Here is an 18,184-nt window from a genome sequence, read left to right as displayed (position 1 = left end):
ATGTCTTTGCCAAACGTAATATAGGCTTGCCTCCTGTGGTCGGCGGCACCCGAAGGGACGATATGCCCCTTCCTTTTAGTCTATTACGACGATCCGGTCGAGCTGCCAGATGCTGCGCGAATAGATCACTTCGCTGCGGTAGGATGCATCTGAATCGTAAGGGTACACAATCCAAAGCGGGCCTTTGTCGCGCACGGACAATGTGTCGCCGTTCAGCCGATACGCGATGATCGGTCCGCCCTCTACCGCGTCAGAGATGGGGATATCGACCGCGTAGTCATTGATCGCCGTGGCACGCAGGGTGTCGCCGGTAAGACCCAAGCGGTCGACCAATACGTCCAATGACACACCTTGAAAGGATTGGGTGCCATCGGTCCAGATGGTCGATGTATCGATCACCGCCGCATCAAGCGCTTCGAGCATTTCCAGATCAAACTGTGCCATACCGTCGGCGTTTGTTGTTTCGATGGCACCCGAAACAGTCAGAAGTACGTCGCCTTGTGCCATCCCAAGATCGTCAGCCCAAACTGGCATGACTGAAATCGTTAAAAACATAACGGCCTTGAAAAATGATGACAACATAACGCGAATCCTATCCTTGACTGCGGCTTCTATGACATGAGACCGCCGATCGTACGACTGAGCATTTGGATACCAACCTATCCTTTCGTATAGTCATGCAAAGCGCGGCCTGAAAAACGCTGGCAAAATACTGATAGGGTAAGCCCCTGCGCGCTCACTTGACGCCGCTTGAGTGTCCAGATCGGCATTCCCGGTTACGTGCGTCATCTGGCTACATGTGTGTGCTGTATATAGGATTATTGCGGCAGATCATTACCCATATGAGGGCAAAACTATCCTAAAGGGCGTTGGCTGAAACGACCGGATAATCATATTATTATCGTGCAATAATCACCATCTCGGCTTACGTGTATTACTAATCAAGGAGACCTTAATGCGCGTACTTATCGCCGACGACCATGACCTCGTGCGCGATACATTGGTTATGTTTCTAGAGGCGCAAGGCGATATTGCTGTCCGTCAGGCTGCCAATCTGGGCGAGGCGCACAAGCTGATCGACGCGGAAGACCCCTTTGATTTGGTGCTACTGGATTTGAATATGCCCGGCATGAACGGCCTTGAAGGGCTGCGCGTGACATTGGCCATGAAGGGCGGTCAGCGTGTGGCCCTGTTGTCCGGCGAAGCCACCCGCGAGATTGCTGAAAACGCGCTTGAGGCAGGTGCCGCCGGTTTTGTGCCGAAAACACTGCCGGCCAAGTCGATGATCAACGCGGTCAAGTTTATGGCCATGGGCGAGCAATATGCCCCCATCGATTTCATGACCGCGCTGGATGAAAGCCCCGAACACCCCCTGGCCGAAAAACTGTCACCGCGCGAGTTGCAGGTTCTAAAGGGGCTGACCGAGGCGAAATCGAACAAGGAAATCGCGCGCGATCTGGACATTACAGAGCCAACTGTCAAACTGCATATGAAGACGCTCTATCGTAAAATCGGGGCGGCCAACCGCACCCAAGCTGCGTTAATCGCACGCGAGGCTGGCCTGTTTTAGCCCTGCCATCCCTTTGGAATTCAAAACATGCCCGATCATTCCCTTCTGGCCACCCCTGAAACCGTTCATTGGGGGCGCTTCTGGTCGGACCATCCCCCGGTTCTGACCATCGCAGACGGGGACCGCGCCACCATTCAAACCTTTTCCGGGCGCGCCGCCGTTCTGCCGCCCGATGGGTCAGGGATGACAGTTGCACCAGAACAGCACGCCATTTTGGCGGCGGACATTCCGGGGCAGGCGCATCTGCTGACCGGGCCCATCGCGGTTCAGGGGGCCATGCCCGGCGACGTGCTGAAGATCACCATCGAAAAGATCGAACTGGGTGCGGACTGGGGGTTCAATGTTGTGCGCCCGACGGCGGGCACCCTGCCCGGTGAATTCCCTGTTTCGGCCGAAACGCTCACCCATATTCCGATTGATGTCGCCGCGAAAACCGCACGGTTGCCGTGGGGGGCTGTTTTGCCGCTCAACCCGTTCTTTGGCGTGATGGGTGTCGCCCCGCCCGCCAACTGGGGCGAGGTCACGTCGATCCAGCCGCGGCTGCATGGCGGCAACATGGATTTGAAACTGCTGACCGAAGGGGCCACGTTGTATCTGCCGGTTCACGCGAAAGGCGCGCTGTTTTCCTGTGGTGACGGGCATGGATGCCAAGGCGATGGAGAGGTCTGTATCACCGCGTTAGAGACTGCTTTGACCGGTACATTCCGCTTTGACGTTCTGAAAGGTGCGGGTGCGCAGATGACCCTGCCAAGGGCAGAGACCAAGGACGAGATTATCTCGATGGGGTTTCACGCCAGTCTGGATACGGCGCTGCAAATCGCGCTGCGTGAAATGATCGCGATGATCCGCGAACGCGTGGATATCAGCGAAACCCAAGCCTATCAGCTGTGTTCGCTGGCGGTGGATTTTGCAGTGACGCAATCGGTGAACCAAGAAAAAGGCGTACACGGGCGATTGCCCAAGTCGCTGTTGCAGGTGGGATGAAATCAGATCGCGCTGCTATGTGACGTTTGCGATGCTTGAAATGCGTCCAGTTGACCGGCCAAAATGCGCACCAACGGCTCGAACCCCGGATTCACGGTTAGGCTGCTGTCATGAAGCGTGACGCCCAAGGGGAATGCCGCCGCAAGCTGCGTAAACGCAGTTGATATGATTGGCGCATAGGTCGGAAAATCGGCCTGCAACTGCGCGATGTTCACGGCAAAGCCGCACATCAGCTGTTCAATGGCCAACGCCACCCAGCGATCGGCATCAGACAGGGCATAGCCCCGCGCGCCGGCAAGGGTTTGCCCCTCGATCGCGGTGACATATTTTGCGGTGGCGGATTCGTTCTGGCTGTAGCCTTGGGGGAATTTTGAGATCGACGATGCCCCAAGCCCGATAAGGACGTCGGAGGTGTCATCGGTATATCCCTGAAAATTGCGCCGCAGATGCCCTGTTGCCTTGGCGATTGAAAGCCCGTCGCCGGGGCGCGCGAAATGGTCAAAGCCGATCTGTTCAAACCCGTCAGAGGTCAGCAAAACCCGCGCGATTTCCGACAGTTCATAGCGCATTTGCGGATCGGGGAGGGCGGATTCGTCGATCAACACCTGACGTTTAGACATCCATGGCACATGGGCATAGCCATAAAGCGCCAGGCGGTCGGGCTGCAGTGACATCACTTCTTGCAAGGACTGGCTCAGGCTTTCTTGGGTTTGGAAGGGCAACCCATAGAGCAAATCCATGTTCAGGCTGTGCAGATTTCCGGACCGTAGGTGATGCACCACATCTGATGTCTGTTGGAACGACTGCAAACGCCCGATTGCCTTTTGCACGTCGGGGTCGAAGTCTTGGACGCCAATGCTGGCCCGGTTCATGCCATAGCTTAGCAAAGTATCCAGCAAGTCCGGCGATGCCTCGGTCGGGTCGATCTCGACCGAGAATTCAAACGCGTCACCCTTTTCAAAATTCGCAAAGATTTTATCCAGCAACAGCGCCATCAGATCAGAGGGCAATATCGTTGGCGTTCCCCCGCCAAGATGCAGCCGCGACAATGACACGTCCTTGGGCAGGCGCGCGCGGATCAGATCAACCTCGTGCAAAAGGGTCTCTACATATACCTCGACCGGGCGGAGCGTTGATGTTCCTTGCGTGCGGCAGGCACAGAACCAACACAGACGTTTGCAAAACGGGATATGTATATAAAGTGACACAGCGGAACCCTGAGGCACGGCGCGCAGCCATTCAGACTGGTTGGCCTGCCCCACCTGATCGCTGAAATGATTGGCGGGCGGGTAACTGGTGTACCGCGGCACTTTGGCATCCAGAATGCCATAGCGGCGAAGTTGCTTAAATTCTGTCATGCAAATATCTTGCATACACGGGGGATCGTTTTCTTTGATTTAGATCAAGGATGGCCGTTGAATTTGGCGCGCAACACACCCGTCGATAACGAGACTTGATCTGCATCAAAACGGCCGCTGCTGCGACCTGATTATCTTCTCTCAGCCAAGAGGAGACCACCTGATGTACAAGAATATCCTGATTCCAGTGATTCTGGACCATCCCGAGAAAAACGAGACCGCATTCGAGGCCGCGCGTGCGCTGGCTGACGAGGGGGCGCATTTCACGCTGCTGCATGTGATCGAAGAAATACCGGTGTATGTGTCCGAATACGTTCCGAACGACTTTATCGTCGAGGCGCGCAAAACATTGCGCAGCAGGCTGGACGAGCTGGCCAAGATGCTGCCCAATTGCCATGCCGCCACCGCCGAAGGCCGACCCGGCACGCAGATCCTGAAATGGGCGAGCCAGAACAATTCTGATTGCATCGTTATCGCGTCCCATCAGCCGAACATCTCGGACATCTTGTTGGGATCGGTCGCGCATTACGTCGTGCGGCACGCAAAATGCGCGGTTCATGTGATCCGGTAGCCCAGTGTTTGGGCAAAATTGATTTAGATCAAAGAAGCCCAGTCTCCCAGCCGCTACCCGACAATTGCGAACAGCTGCGCGTACCCGAATAGGGCACGCCAAGAAGAAGGTGCATTATGAACTATTTTAAACTCATCGTTTTGGGGATTATTGCCCTGATTGCCGCTATGGGCATGAACTGGGGTCACGATCTGGCCTATAAGTTTCATGCTTTCGTCATCATGGCGGTTGCCGCCGGTATGTTCATCTGGGTGCTGCGGCGCATTGATGAACCTGTACCCGTCCCTGAAACCGGATACGCTGACGGTGTGATCCGCGCCGGTGTGATCGCGACAGCCTTTTGGGGCATCGCGGGTTTCCTTGTCGGCACCTTCATCGCCTTTCAGCTGGCCTTTCCAGAGCTGAACTTTGACTGGGGTCAGCCTTTTACCAACTTTGGCCGGTTGCGGCCTTTGCACACCTCGGCGGTGATCTTTGCCTTTGGGGGCAACGCGCTGATCTGTACGTCGTTCTATGTTGTGCAGCGGACCAGTTCGGTGCGCCTGTTCGGCGGCAACCTGTCGTGGTTTGTGTTCTGGGGTTATCAGCTGTTCATCGTTCTGGCCGCCACCGGCTATCTGCTGGGGGCCACACAATCGAAAGAATACGCCGAGCCCGAATGGTACACCGACATCTGGCTGACCATCGTTTGGGTCGCTTATCTGGTCGTCTTCCTTGGCACGATCTTCAAGCGCCGCGAACGCCATATCTATGTGGCCAACTGGTTTTACCTTAGCTTTATCATCACCGTTGCGATGCTGCATATCGTCAACAACCTGTCGATCCCGGTCAGCTTTTGGGGCTCAAAATCCGTTCAGGTCTTTTCGGGTGTCCAAGACGCGATGACGCAGTGGTGGTACGGCCACAACGCCGTGGGCTTTTTCCTGACCGCCGGTTTCTTGGGGATGATGTATTATTTCGTCCCTAAACAGGCGAACCGTCCGGTTTATTCCTACAAGCTGTCGATCATCCACTTTTGGTCGCTGATCTTTTTGTACATCTGGGCGGGTCCACACCACCTGCACTATACCGCCCTACCCGATTGGGCCGCGACCCTTGGTATGGTGTTTTCCATCGTGCTGTGGATGCCCAGCTGGGGTGGCATGATCAACGGTCTGATGACCCTGCAAGGGGCTTGGGACAAACTGCGCACCGACCCGATCTTGCGGATGTTCGTTATCTCGCTTGGGTTCTACGGCATGTCCACTTTCGAGGGTCCGATGATGTCGATCCGCGCTGTGAACTCTCTGTCGCATTACACCGACTGGACCATCGGGCACGTGCATTCCGGTGCACTTGGCTGGAACGGTATGATCACCTTTGGTGCGCTGTACTTCCTGACGCCGAAGCTCTGGGGTCGTGACAAGATGTTCTCGATGTCCGCGATCAACTGGCACTTCTGGTTGGCCACGATTGGCATCGTTCTCTACGCCTCGTCGATGTGGGTCACCGGCATCATGGAAGGTCTGATGTGGCGTGAAGTCGATGATCAGGGTTTCTTGGTTAACTCCTTTGCCGACACCGTTGCTGCGAAGTTCCCGATGTATGTGGTGCGCGGCTTGGGTGGGGTTCTCTACCTCACTGGTGGGCTGATCATGGTGTGGAACATGTGGATGACCATTCGCGGTGCGAAACCGGTCACCACGGCCCTGCCCTCCAACGCAACACCAGCAGAATAAGGAGCTGAAACAATGGCCTTTATCGACAAACACGCCATCCTTGAGAAAAGCCCCACCTTGCTGCTGGTTGCATCGCTGCTGGTGGTCACGGTCGGGGGGATCGTAGAAATCGCCCCGCTGTTCTGGCTGGAAAACACCATCGAAGAAGTCGAAGGCGTGCGGCCTTATTCGCCGCTCGAACTGACGGGGCGCGACATCTATGTGCGCGAAGGTTGCTATGTCTGCCACAGCCAGATGATCCGCCCCATGCGCGACGAGGTGGAACGCTATGGCCACTATTCGCTGGCGGCTGAATCGATGTATGACCACCCGTTTCAATGGGGGTCCAAACGAACGGGGCCTGACGTGGCCCGCGTCGGTGGGCGCTATTCCGATGCGTGGCACGTGGATCACCTAAGCGATCCGCAATCCGTTGTGCCGGAATCGATCATGCCGAAATACGCCTTTCTTATGGACGCGCAGATCGAGCCGACCCATATCGAGGCGCTGTTGAAGACCCACAGGTTTGTCGGCGTGCCCTATTCTGATGAACAGATCGAAGAGGCCCGCGCAGATTTCCGCGCCCAGGCAGACCCGGATTCCGATTATGACGGTATGTTGGAACGCTATCCCGGTGCCGCCGTGGCCAACTTTGACAGCCAACCGGAACTGACGGAAATGGACGCGCTAATTTCCTATCTCCAAGTTCTTGGAACCATGGTTGATTTTTCGACCTTCACCCCAGACGCCAGCCGCTAAGGAGAGCTGAAATGAACACCTATTCCTTCTTGCGCGAACTCGCCGATAGCTGGGTTTTGCTTGCGATGTTCCTGTTCTTTGCCGGCGCTGTCCTGTGGGCCTTTCGGCCCGGCAGCACCAAGGTTTACGCCAGCGTGGCCAAGATACCCTTGGGCGACGACACAAAACCCAAAAGCATGACGAATAAAGGGGATGACCATGTCTAAGGGCAAAACAGACGACGTCACCGGCACCGACACCACCGGCCACAGCTGGGACGGTATCGAAGAGTTGAACACACCGCTGCCGCGCTGGTGGCTTTGGACGCTGTACCTGTGCATCATCTGGGGCATTCTTTACACGATTGCCTATCCCGCATGGCCGATGGTTTCCGGGGCGACCAAGGGCCTGTTGGGGTGGTCCACCCGCGCGAATGTCGCGGCCGAGATTACGGCCCATGAGGGCAAGAATGCCGATCTGGTGACGCAACTTTTGGCGACCGATATGGACGTCTTGCCCGCCAGTGCCGATCTGAACCGTTATGCTGTGGCACGCGGCGGTGCGGTGTTCCGCGCCAATTGTTCGCAATGTCACGGGTCAGGTGCGGCTGGGGCCAAAGGCTATCCCAACCTGCTGGATGATGACTGGCTTTGGGGCGGTGATATGGCCGAGATTGAATACACAGTCCGCCACGGCATCCGCAACGAACAAGACGATGATGCGCGTTATTCCCAGATGCCCGCCTTTGGCGAGATGCTGGAGAAAGACGAGATTACCGCCGTGGTCGAACATGTGGTGTCGCTGTCAAACGCCGAATTCGACGCCAATCTGGCCGAGACCGGTGCCACCGTTTTCGCCGACAATTGTTCGGTGTGCCACGGGGACACCGGATTGGGTGACCGCACACAGGGTGCCCCCAATCTGGCCGATGCGATCTGGCTTTATGGCGGGGATCGCAAGACCCTGACCGAAACCGTGAAAAACGCCCGCTTTGGAGTGATGCCCGCTTGGGGTCCGCGCCTGACCGAAGCCGACGTTCGCGCCGTTTCCGCATACGTGCACTCTTTGGGAGGCGGAGAGTAGCACGGCAGCAACCAGTTGCGTCCCCAACTGGTCCATCCCCGAAAGCGTGCCTGTTCGCAAAACTTGCCGCTTCGGGGATGTTTGTTGATCAAGATCAATATGGGCGGCCCTGAACCCGGCTAAGGAATGGGGCGAACAGGAAGAAACATATGACCGATCAAACATCCCCCCCATCCCTATATGCACCCCGCGAACCGATTTTTCCGCGCAAGGTCACGGGGTTTTTCCGCCGTTTCAAATGGGCGATCCTGATCGTCACGCTGGGCATTTACTATATCACCCCATGGATCCGCTGGGACCGCGGCCCCAGCCTGCCGGACCAAGCGGTCTTGGTCGATCTGGCCAGCCGGCGGTTCTATTTCTTCTGGATCGAAATCTGGCCGCATGAATTCTATTTCGTGGCGGGTTTGCTGATCATGGCGGGCTTGGGGTTGTTTTTGTTCACATCGGCATTGGGCCGGGTTTGGTGCGGATACACCTGCCCGCAAACCGTCTGGACCGATCTGTTTATCCTTGTGGAACGCTGGATCGAAGGCGACCGGAACGCCCGCGTCAGACTGCACAAAGCCAGCTGGGGCTTTCGCAAATGGCGGCTGCGCCTGACGAAATGGGCGGTGTGGTTGGCAATTGCCGTGGCGACGGGTGGCGCTTGGGTGTTCTATTTCACCGACGCGCCGACATTGGCCCGCGATCTGGTCAGCCTCACGGCGCATCCGGCGGCCTATATCACCATCGCGATTCTGACCGCGACGACCTTTATCTTTGGCGGGTTCCTGCGCGAACAGGTGTGTATTTACATGTGCCCCTGGCCCCGCATCCAAGCCGCAATGATGGACCCAGACACCATCACCGTCGCCTATCGCGATTGGCGCGGTGAACCGCGTGGCAAGGGCAACAACCGCCGCCGCAGCAAAGCCCAAGCCCTGAAAGCCGAAGCTGACGCGCAGGCCGCTGGCCCGGGCGAAGCACGCTATCCCGGCACGCCATACCGCCAAGACGACAAGCCCGCCGCGCCCGTTCTGGCACCCGTCGCCGAGACAGGCGATTGCATCGATTGCATGGCCTGCGTGAACGTCTGCCCCATGGGTATCGACATTCGTAACGGCCAGCAGATGGAGTGTATCACCTGTGCGCTGTGCATTGATGCCTGCGATGATGTCATGAACAAGATCGGCAAACCGCGCGGATTGATTGATTATCTGGCCCTGTCCGACGAAACCGCCGAACGTGCGGGCGCGCCTGTCAAACCATTGTGGAAACATATCCTGCGGCCGCGCACGATTCTATACACGGCCATTTGGCTGCTGATCGGTCTGGGGCTTGTCTATGCGCTGTTTGTCCGCTCTGATATTGAACTGACGGTCAGCCCGGTCCGGAACCCGACCTATGTGACCCTGTCCGACGGTACGATCCGCAACATCTATGACGTGCGTTTGCGCAACAAGTCAGGCGAAGACCGCGACTTCCGCCTGCGGCTGAGCAGCGATGAAACCCTGCGCATCGAACTGGAAGGGACTGATGATCTTTCCCTGAATGTTCCGGCGGATACAACGGTTCTGCAGCGCGTCTATGTCACGGCCCGCCCCCAAGATCAGGCGGCAAATAGCGCCGCAACCGATCTGCGTATCTGGGTCGAAGACACCACCGCACAAACACGTGCGTCCAAAGCGACAACGTTCAATGGAAAGGGAAACTAGATGCAACACGAGCTTAAAGGCTGGCATGTTTTCACGGGCTTCGCGATGGCTTTTGGTGTCATCATCGCCGTCAATCTGACGCTGGCATTCAATGCCGTGCGCACCTTTCCGGGCCTTGAGGTCAAGAATTCCTATGTCGCCTCGCAAAGTTTCGACGCGGACCGCGCGACGCAAGAGGCGCTGAATTGGGATGTCGCAGCGACGTTGACGGGCGATCATCTGGTGCTGACCATTCTGAAAGGCGACGCGCCGGTTTCCCCCGTGATCGAAGAGGCCATCTTTGGCCGCGCCACCAGCGTTGCCGCAGATCAAACGCCGGATTTCAAATTCAACGGTCAATCCTATGTGGCCGATGTTGATGCGGGGGCAGGCAACTGGAACCTGCGTCTGAAAATGCGGTCGATCGACGGGGCATTGTTTCAACAGCGTGTGATTGTAAGGGTGCAGAAATGACAATGGTTGCCGCATGTCCGGGCTGCGTTGCGGCCCCGTTGGCGTTGAAACACGCCGAAAATCATGCGGCCCCTGCTGTTGTCCTATCCCTGCCCACCATCCACTGCGCCGCCTGCATCGGCAAGGTTGAACGCAAGCTGAACGCCATGCCCGATGTGGACAGCGCGCGGGTCAATCTGTCGCTCAAGCAGTTGTCGGTTTATGGCGATGATATCGACACTGACGCAATCGTCGCGGCGCTAAAGTCTATCGGATATGACGCCTACCCGCTGGATGTCGGGATGCTTGAAACACGCCAAGACAGCGTGGGGCGCAACCTGTTGGTGCGTCTGGCGGTGGCTGGCTTTGCCATGATGAATGTCATGCTGTTTTCAGTCGCGATATGGTCGGGTGCCACCGATACCACCCGCGAGCTGTTTCACCTGATCTCTGCCGCGATTTCCTTGCCTGCGGTGCTGTATTGCGGGCAACCGTTTTTCACCAGCGCGTGGTCTGCCCTGCGGGTGCGCGGGTTGAACATGGACGTGCCGATTTCGCTGGCGATCTTGCTGGCCACAGGCATGTCGCTGTACGAGGTATTGAACGGCGGCGCGCATGCCTATTTCGACGCGGCACTTTCGCTGACGTTCTTTTTGCTGATCGGTCGCTATCTGGATCATCACACGCGCAGTTCTGTCAGATCCGCGGCCAAGGAACTTGCCGCACTTGAGGTCCACCAAGCCCAACGGATCGAGGACGGTAAGGCCGTCAAAACGCCAGTGTCCGACCTTGCTGTCGGTGACCGTTTGCTGATCCCCTCGGGCGTGCGTGTGCCCGTTGATGGCAGATTGGACAGCGCGCAGGCGCTTTCAGATCGGTCGTTCCTGACCGGTGAATCCGCCGCGATCACACTGGCGAAAGGTCAACAGGTTCAAGCCGGCGAGATTAATCTGGGCGCCCCGTTCGAGATGACCGCCACCGCCGTCGGCGATGACACAACATTGCGGCGCGTCGCGCATCTGGTCGAGATGGCTGAGAACAGCCGCAACAGCTATACCAACCTCGCTGACCGCGCGGCGCGTATCTATGCGCCGGCGGTGCATCTGCTGGCGTTCGCGTCCTTCGTGGCGTGGATTTTGATCGATGGTGACGTCCGACATGCGTTGAATATCGCCGTTGCCGTGCTGATTATCACCTGCCCTTGCGCCCTCGGTCTGGCTGTGCCAGCCGTGGCCACGGCGGCAATCGGGCGGCTCTACGGGTTGGGTTTTTTGGTCAAATCCGGCACCGCGCTGGAACGTCTGGCCGAGGTTGATGTCGCGATTTTTGACAAGACCGGAACGCTTACCCTTGCCGGGGGCAGTGCGCGGTTGGATCATCTGACAGCCGAACAGGCCGCCATCGCACGCGGGTTGGCGCAAGCGTCTGACCATCCCGTATCCCGTGCGCTGATCGGTGCGTTGCCCGATGCGTCAGCAGCAACGCTTACCGATATCACTGAAATTTCGGGAAATGGCATGGAGGCGGTTTGCGAGGGTGAAACCGTCAAACTTGGACGGGGCGCATGGCTGGGTGCATCGTTTGACGGGCTTGGGCTGAAAATCGGGGAACAGCCTGCGGTCGAACTCCCCTTGCACGAAACCCCACGCCAAGGGGTCAATGTGGCCCTTCAAGGGCTTCGTGATTTGGGCATTCCGCCGCAAATCCTTAGCGGTGACAGGCAGGGAACTGTCAGCGCCCTCGCGCGCCAGCTTGGCGTTCAGGATATTCACGCCGAGATAAGCGCGACGGAAAAACACAGCTACCTGACGGAATTACAGAACGAAGGGCACCATGTGTTGATGGTCGGCGACGGGCTGAACGATACCGCGTCTTTGGCCGCCGCACATGCCTCCGTGGCCCCGTCCTCCGCGTTGGACGCGTCACGCAACGCGGCAGATGTTGTATTACTACGCGAAAACCTTGATGATTTCCCGCTGCTGATCCGTATTGCACGCAGCACGTCACGTTTGTCGAAACAGAACTTTGCCATCGCCGCCGGGTATAACGCCATCGCCATTCCCGTCGCCCTGCTCGGCTATGCGACCCCATTGCTCGCCGCGATCGCCATGTCCGCATCGTCGATCACCGTTATCCTCAACGCCATGCGGGTCAGGTTTGTCCGATGAATGTCCTGCTAATCCTGATCCCAGTATCCATCATCTTGGGTGGCTTGGGCCTGTGCGGTTTTCTATGGACCCTGCGCAGCGGCCAGTACGACGATGCCGAAGGCAGCGCCGCACGGCTATTGCTGGACGATGATGAACCGGACAAGGACTAACAGGTTCAGGTGTTCATAAGGCCGCTGCCTTTTCACGATGAAAGATACCCCATTTCAGCTGGGTCCCTTGCGCGCTGCGCCAAAGCACCAGCCCCGTAAGAGCGAGCAACATGAGCTCGGCCAGCGGGCCTGCGTACCAGACACCAATCTCCCCAAACCAAACAGGCAGGCAGAACGTCAGCGGGATCGCAAAGACGTAGGTTTTTGACAACCCCAAGATCGCGGCGTTGGTCGCCGAGCCGATGGCCTGAAAATATGCGGCAACCATCATTAATGGCCCCATCAGGAAAAAGACGCAGGTCATGATTGGCAGGATGCGGGCCACCTCAATAATGACGCCCATGTCTTCGACAAATGTGCCCGCAATCTGGCTGGGGAACCGCGTCACCAGCAACTGGATCACAAGGCAGTATATGAACGCGATCCATATCGCGATCCGCAGGCTGGCATCCGATCTTTGCCAAAGTGCTGCACCATAGTTGTTGCCCGTGATCGTCTGCATTGCAAAGGACAGCCCCAAAAGCGGTAGAAAGGCAAAGGTGATAACGCGGGTAATGATGCCGTAAGCAGAAACCGTATCGGCGTAGCTGGGGCTATCAACCCATTGTAGAGCCGTCATAATTGCAGCCGAACCAAGCGCCAAACCGATGAAGTTCAGGCTTTGCGGCGCGCCCAATGCAAGGATCCTGCCCCAGCCCCCTCTCAGTGAATGATACAGTAAGGTCGATGGCCGCAGCGACGTGTCGCCCAAGAAACGAAAAGCCAGAATAATCGCAAAAGCGAGCGCCTGTGCAGCGGCAGTGCCATATGCAGACCCCGCGACGCCCATGTCTAACAGGGCGATCAAAACATAGTTAAAGCCGATGTTGGCAATAGAAACCAGCAGGCTCATCGCGGCCATAAAACCCACTCGGCCTTCGTTACGCAAAGCGTCGGAATTGACCGATAGAATGAACAGAAGCGGCGAGAAGAACACCGTGATCCGTAGATAAGCCAAGCCCATCTCGGCCAGAACATCCGACCCGCCAGCAGCGAGCAGTGTCATCGGCCGCCCCAGGAAGATGAACGACAGGATCAGGCAGGCACCCAGCCCAATTGCCAGCCCGTGCGCGCCGGTAAACACAGCACGGGCATCTTCCAAATCGCCAGCACCAAGATACCGAGCGAGCAAACTGGACATGCCGTTCGACACCAGCGTGGAGAGCGCGACGATCAGCATATAGATCGGAAACATCAGCGTGACCGCCGCCAGCGCTTCGGGGCCGACATAGATGCCGAGAAACAACGCGTCAGCAACGGATAAAAGCCCGTTCATCCCCATCACGACAATGATCGGCAAGGCTGTTTTCAGATAGATGGTGCCTAGCGGCCCATCGGTGAAGGTATTTGTGGGGGTATCAGACATATCCCATATCTCTCTCGCTTGATCGCGCAGCTAGAGATGGGACCCGCGTTACCATCCGCGCGACATGCGGAAAGAGGTAATAGAAATAATCGAGCGTAGAACTTAACCAAGACAAACGTCAGCGGGAGGCAGGCGTCCACGGCCTGCGATCTGAGTAATGTTGAAACTGTTCCGGGTCAAGTCTCGCTATCCTCTAACGCAAAACGCCCGCTTAGGGATTATCCTAGGCGGGCGTTTTTTATATTGTTATCGTTTAGAGAGATACGCATTTATTGAACTTATTAGGTTTGGCGGTGACCTACTCTCCCACGTCTTAAGACGCAGTACCATTGGCGCAGTAGCACTTAACTGCCGAGTTCGGGATGGGATCGGGTGTTTTGCTTACGCTATGACCACCAAACCGAATAAATTCAACAAATGTCCAAGTCAGTACAGTTATGTATGTGTGTATGCTTTTGAGTGATTAGTAAAAGTCTTGCTTCTACTGGATCAAATCAAGCCTATCGAGCCATTAGTACCAGTCAACTGAACGTATTACTACGCTTACATCTCTGGCCTATCGACGAGGTGGTCTACCTCGGCTCTCAGGGATACCTTGTTTTGAGGGGGGCTTCCCGCTTAGATGCCTTCAGCGGTTATCCTGTCCGATCATAGCTACCCAGCACTGCTATTGGCATAACAACTGGTCCACCAGTGGATCGTTCACCCCGGTCCTCTCGTACTAGGGGCAACTCCTCTCAAGTATCCTACACCCACGGAAGATAGGGACCGAACTGTCTCACGACGTTCTAAACCCAGCTCACGTACCTCTTTAAACGGCGAACAGCCGTACCCTTGGGACCTGCTCCAGCCCCAGGATGAGATGAGCCGACATCGAGGTGCCAAACACTGCCGTCGATATGGACTCTTGGGCAGTATCAGCCTGTTATCCCCGGCGTACCTTTTATCCGTTGAGCGATGGCCCTCCCACTTGGGACCACCGGATCACTATGGCCGTCTTTCGACTCTGCTCGACTTGTCAGTCTCGCAGTCAGGCTGGCTTCTGCCATTGCACTCAACGAGCGATTTCCGACCGCTCTGAGCCAACCTTCGCGCGCCTCCGTTACGCTTTAGGAGGCGACCGCCCCAGTCAAACTACCCACCACACAGGGTCCCGGATCCGGATAACGGACCGCGGTTAGACATCAAGCAGAACAAGGGTGGTATCTCAAGGGAGGCTCCACGCAAACTGGCGTTCACGCTTCAAAGCCCACCACCTATCCTGCACATGTTCGGCCTAATGCCAGTGTGAAGCTGTAGTAAAGGTGCACGGGGTCTTTCCGTCTAACCGCGGGAAACCGGCATCTTGACAGGTAATTCAATTTCGCTGAGTCTATGTTGGAGACAGCGGGGAAGTCGTTACGCCATTCGTGCAGGTCGGAACTTACCCGACAAGGAATTTCGCTACCTTAGGACCGTTATAGTTACGGCCGCCGTTTACCTGGGCTTCAATTCAGAGCTCTCACCCCTCCTTTTAACCTTCAGGCACCGGGCAGGCGTCAGACCCTATACGTCGTCTTACGACTTCGCAGAGCCCTGTGTTTTTAATAAACAGTCGCCACCCCCTGGTTTGTGCCCCCAGCCTCTAGTTGCCTAGAAACCGGGCCTCCTTCTCGCGAACTTACGGAGGTATTTTGCCGAGTTCCTTCAACATAGTTCTCTCAAGCGCCTTGGTATTCTCTACCTATCCACCTGTGTCGGTTTAGGGTACGATCTAACGATGGAGCTATTTCCAGGGACCTCTAAGCAGCCCATTCAATCCGATAAGGATGAACTACCCTCGAGATCCGTCACTTCCATCTGGCCCAGGAATATTAACCTGGTTCCCATCGACTACGCCTTTCGGCCTCGCCTTAGGGGTCGGCTTACCCTGCTCAGATTAGCTTTAAGCAGGAACCCTTGGATTTTCGGCGAGAGTGTCTCTCACACTCTTTGTCGCTACTCATGTCATCATTCTCACTAGTGATCTCTCCACGGGATCCCTCACAGGCCCGCTTCACAGAAAACTCCGCGTCTCCAATCCCACCGAAGTGGTTAAGGAGACATGGAATTATGTCACACTACGCTCTGCTACCATGCAATAAATGCATCCTAAGCTTCGGCTCATGGCTTGAGCCCCGTTACATCTTCGCCGCAAGACAACTTATTTAGACCAGTGAGCTGTTACGCTATCTTTAAAGGATGGCTGCTTCTAAGCCAACCTCCTGGTTGTTTTGGTCGTCTCACCTGCTTTCCCACTTAGCCATGAATTAGGGGCCTTAGCTGTAGGTCAGGGTTGTTTCCCTCTTCACGACGGACGTTAGCATTCGCCGTGTGTCTGCCATCTAGTACTCCTCGGTATTCGGAGTTTGGTTAGGATCAGTAAGCCTGTGGGGCCCCATTACCCATCCAGTGCTCTACCCCCGAGGGTATTCGGATGACGCTCTACCTAAATAGATTTCGCAGAGAACCAGCTATCTCCGAGTTTGATTGGCCTTTCACCCCTAGGCACAGCTCATCCCGATCCTTTTCAACGGATGTGGGTTCGGTCCTCCAGTAAGTGTTACCTTACCTTCAACCTGGCCATGCCTAGATCACTCGGTTTCGGGTCTGATCCCACAAACTCAACGCCCTATTAAGACTCGCTTTCGCTGCGCCTACACCTAACGGCTTAAGCTTGCTTGTGAGACCAAGTCGATGACCCATTATACAAAAGGTACGCTGTCAGGGCGTAAAGCCCCTCCAACTGATTGTAGGCGTTCGGTTTCAGGTACTGTTTCACTCCCCTCGTCGGGGTGCTTTTCACCTTTCCCTCACGGTACTGGTTCACTATCGGTCAGTAAGGAGTACTTAGCCTTCGAAGGTGGTCCTCCGATCTTCAGACAGAATTTCACGTGTTCCGCCCTACTTAATACGTCCTCTCATGCTTCTTATACGGGACTATCACCCACTTTGGTTGCGCATTCCAACGCATTCTAACCACAATTGAGGCTCGGCTGGTCCCCGTTCGCTCGCCGCTACTAGGGGAGTATCAATTGATTTCCTTTCCTCCGGGTACTTAGATGTTTCAGTTCCCCGGGTTTGCTTTTATAAACCTATGTATTCAGTCTATAAATACCTGGTTTACCTCATTATTAGCTGCTCCGAAGAGCAGTAATAACAAAATATCAGGTGGGTTGCCCCATTCAGAAATCCATGGATCAAAGCTTATTCTCAGCTCCCCATGGCTTATCGCAGAGTATCACGTCTTTCATCGCCTCTTACTGCCAAGGCATTCACCAAACGCCCTTTTCGCGCTTGATTTGATCCAGAAAAAGCAAGACTGGTTTAATGTCCTACCGCCTATTCGGCTACTTGAGGATAATTTAGACCCTCAACGGCCGGTAGAGTGTAGAACACCAGTCTAACGTGGAAGACAGAAGCTGGTAAGAAACTGTCTTTCCTTATTCCAGATCAAAAGCATACTTTTTTACCCGCCCAACCACTATAGGTTGGACAGCGAGACATGCATCTAGCCCACCTTCCGTGCAGGAAGTAGGCGTCATGTCTCTGGTTAGTGTACTTGACTTGGACAACACGTTCGTTTCAATCGCGATACGCCTAAAAGACCGAGGAAACAGTCCGTTAAACGCCGGCTCCCGAGGGAGCAGCAACTGAGTTCACAACCTTACTCGGTGTAAACAAACAGTGTTGTTTGTTACTTTAAGATTACTCTCAAAGTAACTTTATCTCTCTTTACGATGTCAATCAGGTGCATTCCAAAGGAATGTCACCAATGCGATGAGCGTATTGCAAAGCAATGCGCGGTCGCACCGTCCGATTGGACGGGCAAACAGTCGAAACTGCTTGCCGATCTAATCACTATCTTGTCCTTTGACCAACTCGTGCTTTGCTTCGCAAAACCCTGTTTGGTCGACGCTTTCCCTTTCGGAAAAGCTTGGTGGAGCCTAGGAGGATCGAACTCCTGACCTCCTGAATGCAAATCAGGCGCTCTCCCAGCTGAGCTAAGGCCCCATCATTCCCCGTGGGGATATGGTGGGTCGAGGAGGACTTGAACCTCCGACCTCACGCTTATCAGGCGTGCGCTCTAACCACCTGAGCTACCGACCCATACGAGCGGTAGCTCGTGTTCTTGTTCTGAAGAGATATGAGGACGGCTCGGTTCAAGTTACATCATAAGATGTAACCGAATATGGACAGCTTTGTTTGCTGTCCTGCTAAGTGTTTCACGAGATGAGCAAGCTCATTTACTAGAAACATCCTTAGAAAGGAGGTGATCCAGCCGCAGGTTCCCCTACGGCTACCTTGTTA

At 55.7% G+C, this 18,184-nt stretch carries 14 protein-coding genes, 2 tRNA genes and 2 rRNA genes; 11 read left to right on the top strand and 7 right to left on the bottom strand.

Annotation, left to right across the window (positions count from 1 at the left end):
* Window positions 1-75 precede the first annotated feature (75 nt).
* A complete protein-coding gene (locus AADJ11_RS06215; protein ID WP_341233695.1) occupies window positions 76-534 on the bottom strand; it encodes a molybdopterin-dependent oxidoreductase in 459 nt (152 codons plus the stop codon).
* A 421-nt stretch (window positions 535-955) separates the two neighbouring features.
* Between AADJ11_RS06215 and AADJ11_RS06210 the strand changes: the two genes are divergently transcribed.
* Together AADJ11_RS06210 and AADJ11_RS06205 are read left to right on the top strand one after the other, a co-directional pair.
* The gene (locus AADJ11_RS06210; RefSeq protein ID WP_341233694.1) at window positions 956-1,570 is read left to right on the top strand and encodes a response regulator transcription factor; all 615 of its coding nucleotides are present in this window, start codon (window positions 956-958) and stop codon (window positions 1,568-1,570) included.
* A gap of 27 nt (window positions 1,571-1,597) precedes the next feature.
* Window positions 1,598-2,554 (top strand): acetamidase/formamidase family protein, encoded by a 957-nt coding sequence (locus AADJ11_RS06205; protein ID WP_341233693.1) that lies wholly within the window; start codon window positions 1,598-1,600, stop codon window positions 2,552-2,554.
* Between the two features lie 2 nt (window positions 2,555-2,556).
* Here the strand turns inward: AADJ11_RS06205 and hemN are convergent, their stop codons facing one another.
* A complete protein-coding gene (gene hemN, locus AADJ11_RS06200) occupies window positions 2,557-3,912 on the bottom strand; it encodes an oxygen-independent coproporphyrinogen III oxidase (RefSeq protein WP_341233692.1) in 1,356 nt (451 codons plus the stop codon).
* Window positions 3,913-4,075: 163 nt separating this feature from the next.
* Between hemN and AADJ11_RS06195 the strand changes: the two genes are divergently transcribed.
* The 9 genes from AADJ11_RS06195 to ccoS all read left to right on the top strand — a co-directional run bounded on the left by AADJ11_RS06195 (window position 4,076) and on the right by ccoS (window position 12,450).
* Window positions 4,076-4,483 carry a universal stress protein gene (locus tag AADJ11_RS06195; protein WP_341233691.1) on the top strand — a complete coding sequence of 136 codons (408 nt, stop codon included), beginning with the start codon at window positions 4,076-4,078 and terminating at the stop codon, window positions 4,481-4,483.
* Window positions 4,484-4,596: 113 nt separating this feature from the next.
* The gene (gene ccoN / locus AADJ11_RS06190) at window positions 4,597-6,201 is read left to right on the top strand and encodes a cytochrome-c oxidase, cbb3-type subunit I (protein WP_341234466.1); all 1,605 of its coding nucleotides are present in this window, start codon (window positions 4,597-4,599) and stop codon (window positions 6,199-6,201) included.
* Window positions 6,202-6,213: 12 nt separating this feature from the next.
* Window positions 6,214-6,939, top strand: a complete 726-nt coding sequence (ccoO, locus tag AADJ11_RS06185; RefSeq protein WP_341233690.1) for a cytochrome-c oxidase, cbb3-type subunit II — start codon at window positions 6,214-6,216, stop codon at window positions 6,937-6,939.
* Window positions 6,940-6,950: 11 nt separating this feature from the next.
* Complete coding sequence (locus tag AADJ11_RS06180) at window positions 6,951-7,145, top strand: cbb3-type cytochrome c oxidase subunit 3 (protein WP_341233689.1); 195 nt, start codon at window positions 6,951-6,953, stop codon at window positions 7,143-7,145.
* On the top strand, window positions 7,138-8,001 hold the full coding sequence (ccoP, locus tag AADJ11_RS06175; protein WP_341233688.1) for a cytochrome-c oxidase, cbb3-type subunit III: 864 nt from the start codon (window positions 7,138-7,140) through the stop codon (window positions 7,999-8,001). Before AADJ11_RS06180 ends, ccoP begins: the two co-directional genes overlap by 8 nt.
* A gap of 149 nt (window positions 8,002-8,150) precedes the next feature.
* Window positions 8,151-9,698 (top strand): cytochrome c oxidase accessory protein CcoG, encoded by a 1,548-nt coding sequence (ccoG, locus tag AADJ11_RS06170; protein WP_341233687.1) that lies wholly within the window; start codon window positions 8,151-8,153, stop codon window positions 9,696-9,698.
* On the top strand, window positions 9,699-10,151 hold the full coding sequence (locus AADJ11_RS06165) for a FixH family protein (RefSeq protein ID WP_341233686.1): 453 nt from the start codon (window positions 9,699-9,701) through the stop codon (window positions 10,149-10,151).
* Window positions 10,148-12,298 (top strand): heavy metal translocating P-type ATPase, encoded by a 2,151-nt coding sequence (locus AADJ11_RS06160; RefSeq protein ID WP_341233685.1) that lies wholly within the window; start codon window positions 10,148-10,150, stop codon window positions 12,296-12,298. Before AADJ11_RS06165 ends, AADJ11_RS06160 begins: the two co-directional genes overlap by 4 nt.
* On the top strand, window positions 12,295-12,450 hold the full coding sequence (gene ccoS, locus AADJ11_RS06155) for a cbb3-type cytochrome oxidase assembly protein CcoS (protein WP_341233684.1): 156 nt from the start codon (window positions 12,295-12,297) through the stop codon (window positions 12,448-12,450). The genes AADJ11_RS06160 and ccoS overlap by 4 nt, the downstream gene beginning before the upstream one ends.
* 13 nt (window positions 12,451-12,463) lie before the next feature.
* Here the strand turns inward: ccoS and AADJ11_RS06150 are convergent, their stop codons facing one another.
* From AADJ11_RS06150 to AADJ11_RS06130, 5 genes are all read right to left on the bottom strand, one after another.
* A complete protein-coding gene (locus tag AADJ11_RS06150) occupies window positions 12,464-13,855 on the bottom strand; it encodes an MATE family efflux transporter (protein ID WP_341233683.1) in 1,392 nt (463 codons plus the stop codon).
* 285 nt (window positions 13,856-14,140) lie between these two features.
* Window positions 14,141-14,255 (bottom strand): 5S ribosomal RNA (gene rrf / locus AADJ11_RS06145).
* 90 nt (window positions 14,256-14,345) lie between these two features.
* A 23S ribosomal RNA gene (locus AADJ11_RS06140) occupies window positions 14,346-17,176 on the bottom strand.
* A 635-nt stretch (window positions 17,177-17,811) separates the two neighbouring features.
* Window positions 17,812-17,887 (bottom strand) — tRNA-Ala (locus AADJ11_RS06135).
* A 19-nt stretch (window positions 17,888-17,906) separates the two neighbouring features.
* Window positions 17,907-17,983 (bottom strand) — tRNA-Ile (locus AADJ11_RS06130).
* Window positions 17,984-18,184: the final 201 nt, after the last annotated feature.

It is taken from the genome of uncultured Sulfitobacter sp. (genome assembly GCF_964021855.1).
Classification (GTDB): domain Bacteria; phylum Pseudomonadota; class Alphaproteobacteria; order Rhodobacterales; family Rhodobacteraceae; genus Sulfitobacter.
This window is presented reverse-complemented; position numbering and strand designations above follow the sequence as displayed.

What these genes read in the sequence shown, in the direction of transcription:
- AADJ11_RS06150 (WP_341233683.1), bottom strand. Translation starts at nt 13,855, where the DNA reads ATGTCTGATACCCCCACAAATACCTTCACCGATGGGCCGCTAGGCACC.
- AADJ11_RS06215 (WP_341233695.1), bottom strand. Translation starts at nt 534, where the DNA reads ATGCCAGTTTGGGCTGACGATCTTGGGATGGCACAAGGCGACGTACTT.
- AADJ11_RS06195 (WP_341233691.1), top strand. Translation starts at nt 4,076, where the DNA reads ATGTACAAGAATATCCTGATTCCAGTGATTCTGGACCATCCCGAGAAA.
- AADJ11_RS06180 (WP_341233689.1), top strand. Translation starts at nt 6,951, where the DNA reads ATGAACACCTATTCCTTCTTGCGCGAACTCGCCGATAGCTGGGTTTTG.
- ccoS (WP_341233684.1), top strand. Translation starts at nt 12,295, where the DNA reads ATGAATGTCCTGCTAATCCTGATCCCAGTATCCATCATCTTGGGTGGC.
- AADJ11_RS06205 (WP_341233693.1), top strand. Translation starts at nt 1,598, where the DNA reads ATGCCCGATCATTCCCTTCTGGCCACCCCTGAAACCGTTCATTGGGGG.
- ccoP (WP_341233688.1), top strand. Translation starts at nt 7,138, where the DNA reads ATGTCTAAGGGCAAAACAGACGACGTCACCGGCACCGACACCACCGGC.
- ccoG (WP_341233687.1), top strand. Translation starts at nt 8,151, where the DNA reads ATGACCGATCAAACATCCCCCCCATCCCTATATGCACCCCGCGAACCG.
- hemN (WP_341233692.1), bottom strand. Translation starts at nt 3,912, where the DNA reads ATGACAGAATTTAAGCAACTTCGCCGCTATGGCATTCTGGATGCCAAA.
- ccoO (WP_341233690.1), top strand. Translation starts at nt 6,214, where the DNA reads ATGGCCTTTATCGACAAACACGCCATCCTTGAGAAAAGCCCCACCTTG.
- AADJ11_RS06210 (WP_341233694.1), top strand. Translation starts at nt 956, where the DNA reads ATGCGCGTACTTATCGCCGACGACCATGACCTCGTGCGCGATACATTG.
- AADJ11_RS06165 (WP_341233686.1), top strand. Translation starts at nt 9,699, where the DNA reads ATGCAACACGAGCTTAAAGGCTGGCATGTTTTCACGGGCTTCGCGATG.
- AADJ11_RS06160 (WP_341233685.1), top strand. Translation starts at nt 10,148, where the DNA reads ATGACAATGGTTGCCGCATGTCCGGGCTGCGTTGCGGCCCCGTTGGCG.